General features: G+C 33.3%; 12 protein-coding genes. 6 read left to right on the forward strand and 6 right to left on the reverse strand.

Annotated elements, in window-relative coordinates:
* The coding region (locus H593_RS18440) for a transposase (protein ID WP_037051452.1) at positions 1-302 on the reverse strand (302 nt) is incomplete at its 3' end.
* 267 nt (positions 303-569) lie between these two features.
* Here H593_RS18440 and pxpA point away from each other — a divergent pair.
* The 5 genes from pxpA (at position 570) to H593_RS0103695 (ending at position 5,016) form a co-directional block, all read left to right on the forward strand.
* Complete coding sequence (gene pxpA / locus H593_RS0103670; RefSeq protein WP_245585007.1) at positions 570-1,325, forward strand: 5-oxoprolinase subunit PxpA; 756 nt, start codon at positions 570-572, stop codon at positions 1,323-1,325.
* Positions 1,315-2,046: a 5-oxoprolinase subunit PxpB gene (gene pxpB / locus H593_RS0103675; RefSeq protein WP_028871188.1), complete on the forward strand. Its 732-nt coding sequence runs from the start codon at positions 1,315-1,317 to the stop codon at positions 2,044-2,046. The genes pxpA and pxpB overlap by 11 nt, the downstream gene beginning before the upstream one ends.
* Positions 2,039-2,908 carry a 5-oxoprolinase subunit C family protein gene (locus H593_RS0103680; RefSeq protein ID WP_028871189.1) on the forward strand — a complete coding sequence of 290 codons (870 nt, stop codon included), beginning with the start codon at positions 2,039-2,041 and terminating at the stop codon, positions 2,906-2,908. The genes pxpB and H593_RS0103680 overlap by 8 nt, the downstream gene beginning before the upstream one ends.
* Positions 2,909-2,999: 91 nt before the next feature.
* Complete coding sequence (locus H593_RS0103685; RefSeq protein WP_028871190.1) at positions 3,000-3,521, forward strand: hypothetical protein; 522 nt, start codon at positions 3,000-3,002, stop codon at positions 3,519-3,521.
* Positions 3,522-4,197: 676 nt separating this feature from the next.
* Positions 4,198-5,016, forward strand: a complete 819-nt coding sequence (locus H593_RS0103695) for a sensor histidine kinase (protein WP_051229613.1) — start codon at positions 4,198-4,200, stop codon at positions 5,014-5,016.
* A 9-nt stretch (positions 5,017-5,025) separates the two neighbouring features.
* On the opposite strand, the gene H593_RS0103700 is transcribed toward H593_RS0103695, so the two are convergent.
* The 4 genes from H593_RS0103700 to H593_RS0103715 form a co-directional block, all read right to left on the reverse strand.
* On the reverse strand, positions 5,026-5,727 hold the full coding sequence (locus tag H593_RS0103700) for an RluA family pseudouridine synthase (RefSeq protein ID WP_028871193.1): 702 nt from the start codon (positions 5,725-5,727) through the stop codon (positions 5,026-5,028).
* 146 nt (positions 5,728-5,873) lie between these two features.
* Entirely contained in the window at positions 5,874-6,692 is an 819-nt protein-coding gene (gene panB, locus H593_RS0103705) for a 3-methyl-2-oxobutanoate hydroxymethyltransferase (RefSeq protein ID WP_028871194.1), read from the reverse strand.
* Positions 6,693-7,316: 624 nt separating this feature from the next.
* Complete coding sequence (locus tag H593_RS0103710) at positions 7,317-8,741, reverse strand: L-serine ammonia-lyase (RefSeq protein ID WP_028871195.1); 1,425 nt, start codon at positions 8,739-8,741, stop codon at positions 7,317-7,319.
* A gap of 140 nt (positions 8,742-8,881) precedes the next feature.
* Positions 8,882-9,385: a hypothetical protein gene (locus H593_RS0103715; RefSeq protein ID WP_028871196.1), complete on the reverse strand. Its 504-nt coding sequence runs from the start codon at positions 9,383-9,385 to the stop codon at positions 8,882-8,884.
* A 292-nt stretch (positions 9,386-9,677) separates the two neighbouring features.
* Between H593_RS0103715 and dnaK the strand changes: the two genes are divergently transcribed.
* A complete protein-coding gene (dnaK, locus tag H593_RS0103720; protein WP_028871197.1) occupies positions 9,678-11,594 on the forward strand; it encodes a molecular chaperone DnaK in 1,917 nt (638 codons plus the stop codon).
* 111 nt (positions 11,595-11,705) lie between these two features.
* Here dnaK and H593_RS0103725 read toward each other — a convergent pair whose 3' ends face one another.
* Positions 11,706-12,605 (reverse strand): Brp/Blh family beta-carotene 15,15'-dioxygenase, encoded by a 900-nt coding sequence (locus H593_RS0103725; protein WP_028871198.1) that lies wholly within the window; start codon positions 12,603-12,605, stop codon positions 11,706-11,708.
* Positions 12,606-12,716 lie beyond the last annotated feature (111 nt).

The raw sequence follows: 12,716 nt of genomic DNA on the forward strand, positions 1-12,716 counted from the left end.
TTTAAGCCTAATTGACGTTGTATTTCTTTCGATGAAAATCCTTTCTTGGTCGCTGTCAATAAGAACATTGTTTTGTACCAAATCAAAAAAGATAATTTTGAACTTTGCATAACGGTACCACTGCGCAAAGAAGTCCTGCTTCTGCAAGATTTACACTCATAACTCCATTGACTTTTTATCCAGTAATGAGTTGTATTTGAACACTTTTGGCAAATTACCCCAATTTTATCTCGCTCTTCTTTAAAATGCCTGCGACATGATTCTTCGCTATCAAATTCCGCAGTAAATTTAAAAATATTCATACCTTTAATTTTTATTAAAAATAAGCAAAATTTAGTACTTATTAGTGCTTACGGATATACAGAAAAAGTATAATCTATATTGTTTTATTTAGCATATTTAAGAAAGGGTAGTTTAATAAAAACAGATTGATTTAAGTAATAAACAAAAAGCCAAAGCGGGTTCCTCACTTCTTTTTGAAGGGAGGACAATTCAGTAAAACTGAATTAGGAGGGTTTTTAGTCCAACAGTAAGATGAGTAATAATCAGTCATTTAATAAAAGTACATTTTGATTAAAACTATAGATGTCAATTGTGATTTAGGAGAAGGTGTTGGGAACGAATCTGTTTTGATGCCTTTAATTTCGTCGTGTAACATAGCTTGTGGTGGGCATGCAGGAGATTTGAGTACGATGAGTCACGTTGTTGAATTAGCTAAGGCTTATAACGTAAAAATTGGAGCACATCCTTCATTTCCAGATAAAAAGAACTTCGGGAGATTGATTATGAACATGTCTTCAAATGATTTATTTGATACTTTAAAATTCCAAATCGAAAGTTTAAAATCAATAGTAGAAGCACAGCAATTAAAATTACATCACATAAAACCACATGGTGCTTTGTACAACTTGGCTTCAGTAGATGTTGCTACAGCGACGACAGTTGTAAATGTTATCAAGAGTATAGATGTGGATTTGGTGTTGTATGTGCCTTTTGGGTCTGTTATTTCAAAGATAGCTCAGCAAGAAGGATTGAAAGTGATGTTTGAAGGGTTTGCAGACCGCAATTACAATGAAGACTTAACTTTGGTGTCTAGAACAGAGCCTAATGCTATGATTTATGATCCATTTAAGATGTTTGCACATGTTTATAATATGATTTCCCACGGAAAAGTAACAACTAGTAATGGTGTTGAGGTATCATTAAAAGTAGATACATTTTGTATGCATGGAGACGGAAATAATGTAGAAGAGAATTTGCGATTTTTACTAAAAAATCTTGCAACTAAAAGTATACAAATTAACGTGTTTAATTATGGATTTTGAATTGACATATCGACGCTTTTCAGAACGTTCTATTTTGGTAGAATGGCCACAAGAAATCAATGAAGATATTCTAGAAGATATGCTTTTTTATAAAAACTCAATTTTAAATTTTAGTAATAAATCAATAGTTCAAGTAAATAATGCATACTGCTCAATGTTAATTATTTACGAATTAACTATTGATAACCTCAATGACGAGTTTTTAAGTTTAAAGCGACACTATCTAAAACGAAATATTACAAAAAAATTGAGGTCTAAATTATTCAAAATTCCTGTATGCTATGACGATGAATTCGGTTTGGATTTAAAAGTTATTTCTGAGGGAAAAAAGATCGCGATTTCTGAACTTATTAGACAACACACTGAACCTATTTATACTGTTTTTTTTATTGGGTTCTTACCAGGCTTTTTATATTTAGGAGGCTTGAATAAAGGACTCCATTTTCCGAGAAAAAAGAGTCCGAGATTACAAATCAAAAAAGGAGCTGTCGCCATTGGTGGAGAACAAACAGGCATCTATCCTAATGAAAGTCCGGGTGGTTGGAATATTATTGGTAATTCCCCAGTAGACTTATTTCTTCCGAAGAAAAAAGAACCTTGTTTTGCAAAACCGGGAGATAAAATAAAATTCACACCAATTTCTAGAACGGAATATCAGTCCATAGTCCTTCAAATTGAGCAAGGTGTATATGCTATAGAAAGTGAGGTCATTGATGGTTGAGGTTTTGAAAACAGGTTTGTATGACACGATACAAGATTTAGGAAGGCTTGGGAGTCAAGAGTTTGGTGTGCCAATTTCTGGAGTTATGGATCGCTATTCTGCAGCTTTAGCGAACTCTATTTTAGGAAACCCAAGTAATGCAGCAGTTATTGAGAGCGTTGTTATGGGGCCACATTTGAAATTTAAAAGTAACACTGTAATTTGTGTTTCTGGAGCAGAAATGAACCTGACTTTAAATGCTAAAAGATTAAAAACTAATGTGATGTATCCAGTAAATACAGGCGATGTTTTAAAGTTTAATAAACTAAGCAAAGGCTGTCGTTCGTATTTAGCTGTATTTGGAGGTTTTCAAACTGAAGTGCAAATGGGAAGTCGAAGCATGTATAAAGACGTTACCAGAAATTATATATTGAATACAGGTGATGTGATATCAATTTTGGATAGTTCTGAAACTAAAATAGTTTCAAAAAGACGAAATAGTAAATTGTTTTCATCGATAAAAAGAGATGAAAGTCATTTTGAAGCTTCTGAACTTGAGGTTTTTAGAGGGCCGGAATTTGAAAATCTGGATAGTAGACAGCAAAATAAATTATTTAATACCGCTTTTTTGATTTCTAAGGAGAGTAATCGAATGGCTTATCAATTTGATCAAAATATAGAAAACTCGTTAAAAGGTATGATTACATCTGTAGTGTTGCCGGGAACTGTGCAGTTAACACCTTCGGGAAAGCTTATTGTTTTGATGAGAGATTGTCAAATTACAGGTGGCTATCCAAGAATTTTACAACTTACAGAAAATGCTGTAAATAAGATGGCACAGAAGATTTCTGGTAGCAATATTACGTTTAAAGGTGTAATATAGTAAGAATAAACCTAGGTTTTATCATGATTTCTAGATTTGTATAGAGATTTTCAATACATTAGAGGCGTAATTAATTCAAATCAACCAAATTATGAAAAAATTAGTATTACTTATTTTAGGTTTTATTTTAGGTGCTTTAGCCATGTATTTTTATTGTCAAAAAGACAAAGGAGTAGTACACGGTACAGATCCTTTGGTGCCAAAAGGTATTATTACGCCAACTCAAATTAAAACCTTAACACAAGCTTATGATGCGAGATATGACTCCATAAATGCCACTGTTTTTAGAGGTGTACAAGGTGGTGATAATAGGTCATCTTGGTATTCTTTAGATGATGTACGTAATTATTTAGACAGTGTTGAGAAACAAGCCACAAGTTTAAAATACACTATGGATGGAGTACGTTTATATTTAGGAGCTGAGCCAATAGTAGGCAACACACCAGGTTATACGACCTTATTATTTGTGCCAACTGGAACACCAGTAACCTCTGAAGGAAACATGTTTAACTTTGCTATTCAAAAAGGCGGAGGAAGTCCTGATATTCCTGGAGGGAATGGTTTGGATATGGGTGGAAGTGGAAAGCCGCCAAGCGCTAATTATCCACAATAAACCAATGTTATAAAGTGATAGATTTTTTTTTATACTACGATAATATTATTACAGATATCTTTGAAATAATAGCTGCTATTTTTGGCAGCTACTATATTTCAAAAGTGAATAATTCTGTTTTAAAAATATTTGTGTATTATCTTTGGCTTACAGTATTTGTTGAGATTGTAGGTGCTTATACCTATTTGTTTTTGAACAATTATGATTTAGATTGGTTCATATATCTAAAAAACAGTGTGTTTTGTTCAAATACTTGGCTTTATAATATTTATAGTTTTTTAGCAATTGGTTTTATTGGGTTGTTCTATTCTAATTTAATGACAACTAAGACATTTAAAAATAGTATTAGAGTAATTTTTATTGCTTACGCTTTATTTGCTTTTGCGTTTTTCACGTTCACTGATGATTTTTTCGTTAAATCTTTACCTTATACTTTTATATTTGGTACGGCGTCTATATGCATTTATGTAATATTTTATTTTATTGAATTAATGAGAAGTAAGGAAATACTCAGCTTTTATAATTTACCTTCATTTTATATTAGTATTGCGTTACTAATATGGTATTTATGTGTGACTCCTCTTTTTATCTTCGATTCATATTTTTATGCAATGAATGTAAAGTTTGTCGAGTTTAGAAGTCAATTTTTATTAATCATAAACATTTTTACATACTTATGTTTTGCATTCGGTTTTTGGTATTCGCTCAAGAAGAGCAAGCAATAAATGAAGAACAAATAGCATTAATAGCCTATGTTATTTTTGCTGTTTTGTTGCTTTCTGTGATGGTGATTCTGTTTTTTGTAACTTTTCAAAAACGAAAGAATAAAATCCATTTAGATCAAATAAATCAACAAAAAGCCTTCGATGAAGAAATTTCTCGTTCACAAACTGAAATTCAAGAACAAACGCTAAAACACATTGGTTGGGAGCTTCACGATAATGTTGGACAGTTACTCGCCTATGCTAATATGCAGCTCAATGCTTTAGCTGTTAAAGTTCCTGAAGACATGAAGAGTAAAGTTGATGAGGCCACACAAATTGTAAAACAAAGTTTAACTGAGGTGCGGTCGCTTTCAAAATCTCTGAATAATGATGTGTTATCAAATATGGGATTAGAGGCTTCAATTGCTAATGAAATTGAACGACTAAAGCGTATGAAATTCTCTTCTTCAGAATTGGAAGTACATGGAACACAAAGAGATCTCAATGATAAAAAGCATGACATCATTATTTTTAGGATTATGCAAGAGTTTTTCTCTAACTCTGTGAAATATTCTGGAGCAGATGAAATTAAAGTTATTTTAGACTACCAAACAAATCAATTAGTAGTCACAATATCAGATAATGGAAATGGATTTGATATTGATTCTGCCGAAAAAGGATCTGGGCTTATAAATATGAAAAGTAGAGCAGCGCTTATTGCAGCCCTATTTAATCTAGAATCAAAAATTGGCGGAGGCGTAAAGTTAACGCTTACTTATCCTTTTGCTTAAAACAATAGATCAAGCGTCACAAGCTTTCCAAATAGGGTCGTATGGTAATGCGGCTTTGACATCAATGGTGTCCTTAGAAACAGGATGCGTAAACTGTAATCTTCTAGCGTGTAAGCTGATGCTAGCATCTTTGTTACTTCGGTCAAACCCATACTTTAAATCCCCCTTTATTGGAGATCCCATATTTGATAACTGACTCCTAATTTGGTGATGTCTTCCAGTTTCTAATTCGACTTCTAATAAGAAATAATTATCTAAAGTTTTTATAGTTTTATAATGTAAAATAGCCTTTTTACTGTCTGTGATTTCTTTAGGATATGCAGTCGATTTATTGTTTTTAGGGTTTTTCTTTAACCAATTAACTAAAGTGTCTTGAGGTTTCTCAGGAGCATTTTTTACAATGGCCCAATAGGTCTTATGAGCTTTTCGTTCTGCAAATAACTTATTGAGCCTAGGTAAAGCTTTACTGGTTTTTGAGAATAAGACAATGCCTGTTGTAGGTCTATCTAATCTATGGACGACGCCTAAATATATATTACCAGGTTTATTGTATTTCTGTTTGATATATTCTTTAACAACGTCGCTTAGTGGCTTATCTCCAGTTTTATCACCTTGTACAATGTCACCAGCACGTTTGTTCACGATGATAATATGATTATCTTCATAAATGACTTGGAGGTTATCTTTGTTGGAGTGGATTTTTTCTGCCACGAATACACGACTTTGTTGTTTATTGATGTTTATCGAAAACGGCGACTTCTTTTTTATGTTTGAGTGCTACTAAAAATTGAAACTATATTTTAAGCGTTTGAGTCAACTGAAAACTGTGACTGCACACAGCGTCTAATTGCCGCAAACTAATATTGCTCTTTATCACTAGGGAAATCAACCGCTTTCACATCATGAACATATTGACCAATAGCCTTTGTCATGTCTTCATATAAGTTCATATAACGACGTAAAAAACGCGGATTGAACTCATGGGTCATTCCTATCATATCGTGGAGCACAAGGACTTGTCCGTCAACGCCAGCTCCAGCTCCAATTCCAATTACAGGAATGGAGACACTTTGCGCTACTTCGGTTGCCAGTTTTGCAGGTATTTTTTCTAATACAATTCCAAAACAACCTGCTCTTTCGAGCATTAAAGCATCTTCTTTGAGTTGTTGTGCTTCTTGATCTTCTTTTGCACGAACAGTGTATGTTCCAAATTTATAGATGGATTGAGGTGTTAATCCTAAATGTCCCATAACAGGGATTCCAGCGTTCAGAATTCGTTTTATAGACTCTTTAACTTCTCTACCGCCTTCCATTTTTACAGCGTGACCTCCAGATTCTTTCATGATCCGTATCGCAGAGCGTAAGGCTTCTTTGGGGTCACTTTGGTAGCTTCCAAAAGGAAGGTCTACAACAATTAAAGCCCGTTCACTAGCTCTTACTACAGACGATGCATGATAAATCATTTGATCTAATGTAATAGGGAGTGTTGTTTCATGTCCTGCCATAACGTTACTTGCAGAATCACCGACCAATATGACATCAATACCTGCGCCATCAACAATTTTTGCCATGGTATAATCATAGGCAGTGAGCATTGAGATTTTCTCGTTATTTTGTTTCATATCGATAAGAGATTTTACGGTAACTCTCTTGTAATCTTTTTTTGCTACAGACATGTGGTGTTATTTAGTTATTCGTAAAAATACAGAGATTTCTTATATTATATTTATTCTTAAGCTCAAAAACTATTAAATTTATAATCTAACGGAAATTCTAGAACTTTTAAAATTGTCATTCACCTTAAATTCAAGTCATAATATTACATTCAAAATTCTTCAGAAGAAAAAACAATCGAACATTTAAGAATCTAATTAGAGTATGATTTCTATTCTCAAATAGTCACAAAATCAAATTAAATGCAAAATATAGCTCCTCCTTTCGTTTTGGAAGGGAGGATAATTCAGCAAAGCTGCATTAGGAGGGTTGAAGTCCAACAGTTAATCATTCGGGGTTTCCGAAGATAAAAACGAAATACTTTTTAACCCTTCCGTCTTTGATTTCTTTGCCAAAATTAAATCCACCTTCCCTTGAAAAAAGGGAAGGAATTTAGTTTTTGATTTTTGTATTAAAATTTCAACTTACTTGATTCTCCTCCTTTTTTCAAGGAGTGGTTGATTCACTCTCAGAAAAGAGAAAGAAGAAGAGGTGGTTACGATAGACTATTAATTTATTTTTTGATAATTGTAGCTTAATTAAAGATAAGAATTCATAAAAGTAAGCTTTGCGTCTTTACAAGAAAATCAACAATCAGTCATATTCACTCTAACAGCTAAACCACCTTCACTAGTTTCCTTATACTTCGTATTCATATCCTTTGCAGTTTCCCACATGGTTTCAACTACTTTATCCAAAGGAACCTTTACATTTTTAGGATCTGTGTCTAAAGCTAACTCACAAGCATTAATTGCTTTTATCGCTCCCATAGCATTACGTTCTATACATGGTATTTGAACCAATCCACCAATAGGGTCACAGGTCATACCTAAATGATGTTCCATTGCAATTTCGGCAGCAATTAAAACCTGTTCTGGTGTTCCGCCAGAGAGTTCACATAGTGCTCCGGCTGCCATTGCAGAGGAGACTCCAATTTCGGCTTGACAACCACCCATTGCAGCACTAATTGTTGCGCCTTTTTTAAAGATACTTCCTATTTCTCCTGCAACGAGTAAAAAACGTTTGATATCTTCAAAATTGGCATCGTGATTTTCTATGACTAAATAATACATTAATACGGATGGTATCACGCCAGCACTGCCATTTGTAGGTGCAGTGACAACACGACCAAGAGACGCATTAACTTCATTAACAGCTAATGCAAAACAACTTACCCATTTAAGGATTTGTCTGAATTTAACTTCAGTACCTCTAATAGAATACAACCATTCTACCGGATTAGTATAAGCAATTTCACCCTTTAACTTTTGATGCATGTCATAAGCACGACGTCTTACGTTAAGTCCACCGGGAAGACTACCTTCAGTATGACAACCTACATACATACATTCTAACATGGTGTCCCAAATGCGTTGAATTTCAGAATCTATAGTTTCAATTGGACGTATAGATTTTTCGTTTTCTAAAACCACTCCAGAAATCGGAAGCTTTAACTGTTCACAAAACTTTAATAGTTGTACACCGTTTTCTACGGGATAAGGAAATGTGCAATAAAATATAATTTTATTTTTTTTAGAAATTTTTCGTTCCTCTTGTACTACAAATCCGCCACCAATAGAATAGTAGGCGGACTTGTAACGTTTTCCATTAATATGAGCAGTGAAGATCATAGCATTAGAATGAAAGGGTAAAAACTTTTTATTGAATATAATATCTGTTTTTATATCTAATTCAATAGGTCTCTCGTTATTAAATAAAAGTGTTTTGGTCTTTTTTATGGATGCAATTATAATGTCTATAGATTCAACAGGAATATATTCTGGATCAGCACCACTCAAGCCAAGTAAAAGTGCGTAGTCTGTAGCATGACCTTTTCCTGTTAATGACAATGAACCATAAAGATCAACTGTAATTTTCTCAACCTTATCAAATTTCTTTGTGACTTTTAGTTCTTCAATCCAACGTTCAGCAGCGCGCCAAGGGCCCAATGTATGAGAACTAGATGGGCCAACACCAATTTTAAGCATGTCAAAGATAGAAATACACTCCATTTACGAAACCGTTTTAGTGGGTCAAATATATCAAATAGTATGTTCAAACTTTCAATTTTTTTGAAAATAAAAAAAGCACTTTCAATAACTTGAAAGTGCTTTAGTTTTAGTCAAAGAATATATATCCTAAACGGTATGGATTATCTCAATTCGAAATCTTCAATAGCATAGGCTTGCATGATTACATCTAGATTAGAAAGGTCTAACCCGTCAACATTGTCTGCAGGAACAACGACAACTCTAAAGGCTTGATTTTGAGTCCATACATTATCCAACGTATTGAAATCTATTGTTCCATCTAAGAAGATTCGCACATCTTGTTGCGTGAAATCATAATTATAGACTAAAATCCCATCATCAAAATATTCAGTTTGTGTCAATAATCGCCAAATTGGCTCACCATTATCGGTTTCCCATTCGATATAAACCAAAGTCACATCTGAAGGGAACACTTCAAAACCATAAGGTTCTGTAAACTGGTAATCTTCATCTTCATTAAAATTAATTACAATTTCAAAGGCTGAGGCTACGAAAATACCACCATCTTGCCCATCAAATCCATCAAATCCTGGAGGTCCTTGGTTTCCTGTACAAGCAGTTAGTAACAAAGCAAATACTGATGTAAATAATATAATACGTTTCATATGTTAATAGTTTAAGATTATTAATTCAGGCTCACATGGTAGTTCCTTATGAACATTTCTTTTTATAAATATGTTTATAATTTTAGATATGGATGGTTCAAAACGTCAGGTTTTACTCTTTTATTATCAAAACTAATACCAAAGTAAGCTATTATTAGAATAATTTAGAAAAACAATTCTGACATCATGTCACATTTTTTGTCATGGCATAATCCTTGACATATCAAACATGAGAATAAAATCAACATAACGTTTCCGATGAAAAGGAAATATTTAAAACAAATATAATATTATGAGTAAAATTATTGGAATCGATTTAGGAACAACAAACTCTTGCGTTTCTGTAATGGAAGGGAATGAACCAGTTGTAATCCCAAACGCTGAAGGTAAAAGAACAACACCTTCAGTCATTGCCTTTGTAGAAGGTGGTGAAATTAAGGTTGGTGACCCAGCAAAAAGACAAGCAGTAACAAACCCAACTAAAACAGTTTACTCTATTAAACGTTTTATGGGTAACAAGTATTCTGAATCTAAAAAAGAAGCAGAACGAGTACCTTACAAAGTTGTAAAAGGAGATAACGATACTCCAAGAGTAGATATTGATGGTCGTTTATATACACCACAAGAATTATCGGCAATGATCCTTCAAAAAATGAAGAAAACTGCCGAAGACTATTTAGGAACAACCGTAACTGAAGCAGTTATTACTGTACCAGCTTATTTCAATGATTCTCAACGTCAAGCGACTAAAGAAGCGGGTGAGATTGCGGGTTTAAAAGTTCGTAGAATTATTAACGAGCCTACAGCAGCAGCATTAGCTTATGGTATGGATAAAAAAGGTGTTGACCAAAAAATCGTTGTTTTCGATTTTGGGGGAGGAACACATGATGTCTCTATCTTAGAATTAGGTGATGGTGTATTTGAAGTTTTGTCTACAGATGGTGATACACATTTAGGTGGTGATGATGTTGATCAAAAAATTATTGATTGGTTAGCAGATGAATTTAACGGAGAAGAGTCTATCGATTTGCGTAAAGACCCAATGGCTTTACAACGTTTAAAAGAAGCTGCAGAAAAAGCGAAGATTGAATTATCATCTTCTGCACAAACAGAAATTAACTTACCTTATGTTACCGCTACTGCATCAGGACCAAAGCACTTGGTACGCACATTAACTCGTTCTAAATTTGAGCAGTTAATTGATGATTTAGTAAAACGTACGATTGAGCCATGTGCCTCAGCTTTAAAAGCAGCAGGTTTATCAAAAAGTGATATTGACGAGATTATTTTAGTAGGAGGATCAACTCGTATTCCAGTAGTACAGGCCGAGGTAGAGAAGTTCTTCGGAAAAGCGCCAAGTAAAGGAGTTAATCCTGATGAGGTCGTATCTCTAGGAGCTGGAATCCAAGGAGGTGTATTATCAGGTGACGTAAAAGATGTTCTTTTGTTAGATGTTACTCCATTATCTCTTGGTATTGAAACTATGGGTAATGTATTGACTAAATTGATTGAAGCGAATACTACGATTCCTACTAAGAAATCACAAGTATTCTCAACAGCAGCAGATAATCAACCATCGGTAGAAATCCATGTATTACAAGGAGAGCGTCCAATGGCAGCAGATAACAATACAATTGGTCGTTTCCATTTAGATGGTATTCCACCATCCCAAAGAGGAACACCTCAAATTGAAGTGACTTTTGATATTGATGCCAATGGTATTATCAAGGTATCTGCAACAGATAAAGCAACAAACAAAACTCAAGATATTCGTATCGAAGCATCTTCTGGTTTAACAGAAGAGGAAATTGCTAAAATGAAGCAGGAAGCAGAACTTAATGCAGATGCAGATGCTAAAGCAGTAGAAAATGCTACGAAACTAAACGAAGCAGATGCTATGATTTTCCAAACAGAAAATCAGTTAAAAGAATTTGGTGATAAATTATCAGACGATAAGAAAAAACCAATTGAAGAAGCACTTGAAGAGTTGAAGAAAGCTTACGAAATTAAAGACATTGTTTTAATAGCACCTGCTTTAGAGAAAATCAACGAAGCTTGGAAAGTTGCAAGTGAAGAAATGTATAAGGCACAAGCAGATACTCAAGGCGCACCAGAAGGTGGACCAACAGATGATGGAGCTGAAGCAAATGGTCAAACAGCAGACGAAAGCAGTGATGTTGAAGACGTAGATTTTGAGGAGGTAAAATAAGTAGACAATCAGAATTTGTTTTTGCATATTTAGAGTGAATTACTAATCCCAAATTTATTATGGGATCTCACAAACATATAATTACTTAACATTTGGAAAAAAACGCAATCATTAATTTGGTTGCGTTTTTTTATTGGCAAACATCTTATTTATTACCAAAGCATGAGGAAATGTTATCGCAGCAAGAAATGAGAAAAATATGGCGTAAAATAGTTTCTCATCTTTAAAAATAAAATATACAATACTTATTCCTATTAGTGATATTATCCAATACGGGAAGGCCTTTTTTAAATAACTAAACATATTTCCCTTATTGAAATCTCCATAGATATAATTGATTTGCTCATAAAGAGAAGGGATACTATGCCAAAAAATAAAATAAATTGTAAAACCCCAAATTAAAGTAGATACCTTAAAGATTATTGTGAAAATTAGGAGATGAAACAATTCAGTTAATAATACTATTTTGAATTGTGATGATTTGTAATAAAGGAGTATAGAGGTTAATGCAAAAGCAATGAGATTACTGATAAAAGAATATAAAACTACGTTATATGTAACCGTGTAACTAGTAATAGATGTTATGATTTCTATCACCTCTGAGATATTTAAAATAAATAATATTTGGAGCACTAATAAACCGTAAATAAAATAAAAACAGTTTCTTAATTTATTTGAAACATCGAGCCTTTTGTGTTCCCAGTGTTGTTCTCCAAAATGGAAGGCACTAAAAAGTATAAATAAGACTACAGCAAATAAAGGAATTAGATAAAATACGATAACAGCTGCAAAAACGGTCAATAAATAGATGCCTAATACTTTCAAAAATGAATATTTCGCTTTAGAATTTGAAATAGAATCAATAAGTAATATGTCATTTGACCCATGCAAAATACCGAATGAAAATATTAAAATAAACCCCATAAAAATCTCAAGCTCCCCTGAGAATATGGAAGTTACCCATAATCCAACGAAACTTAATAATATTGATAGATTGTGAATTTTACCCATACTTCCATGCAATGTTAGTAATTAATTGACAAATATTTTGTTAAAAAAGCATAATACTTGTTTAATGTTTTGTAAATTTGCTTAAACAATAAAATAATCTAAACTAACTTT

It is taken from the genome of Psychroserpens burtonensis DSM 12212 (assembly GCF_000425305.1).
In the GTDB taxonomy this organism is placed as follows: domain Bacteria; phylum Bacteroidota; class Bacteroidia; order Flavobacteriales; family Flavobacteriaceae; genus Psychroserpens; species Psychroserpens burtonensis.

What these genes read in the sequence shown, in the direction of transcription:
- pxpB (WP_028871188.1), top strand. Translation starts at nt 1,315, where the DNA reads ATGGATTTTGAATTGACATATCGACGCTTTTCAGAACGTTCTATTTTG.
- H593_RS0103680 (WP_028871189.1), top strand. Translation starts at nt 2,039, where the DNA reads ATGGTTGAGGTTTTGAAAACAGGTTTGTATGACACGATACAAGATTTA.
- H593_RS0103685 (WP_028871190.1), top strand. Translation starts at nt 3,000, where the DNA reads ATGAAAAAATTAGTATTACTTATTTTAGGTTTTATTTTAGGTGCTTTA.
- H593_RS0103695 (WP_051229613.1), top strand. Translation starts at nt 4,198, where the DNA reads ATGTTTTGCATTCGGTTTTTGGTATTCGCTCAAGAAGAGCAAGCAATA.
- panB (WP_028871194.1), bottom strand. Translation starts at nt 6,692, where the DNA reads ATGTCTGTAGCAAAAAAAGATTACAAGAGAGTTACCGTAAAATCTCTT.
- H593_RS0103710 (WP_028871195.1), bottom strand. Translation starts at nt 8,741, where the DNA reads ATGGAGTGTATTTCTATCTTTGACATGCTTAAAATTGGTGTTGGCCCA.
- H593_RS0103715 (WP_028871196.1), bottom strand. Translation starts at nt 9,385, where the DNA reads ATGAAACGTATTATATTATTTACATCAGTATTTGCTTTGTTACTAACT.
- dnaK (WP_028871197.1), top strand. Translation starts at nt 9,678, where the DNA reads ATGAGTAAAATTATTGGAATCGATTTAGGAACAACAAACTCTTGCGTT.
- H593_RS0103725 (WP_028871198.1), bottom strand. Translation starts at nt 12,605, where the DNA reads ATGGGTAAAATTCACAATCTATCAATATTATTAAGTTTCGTTGGATTA.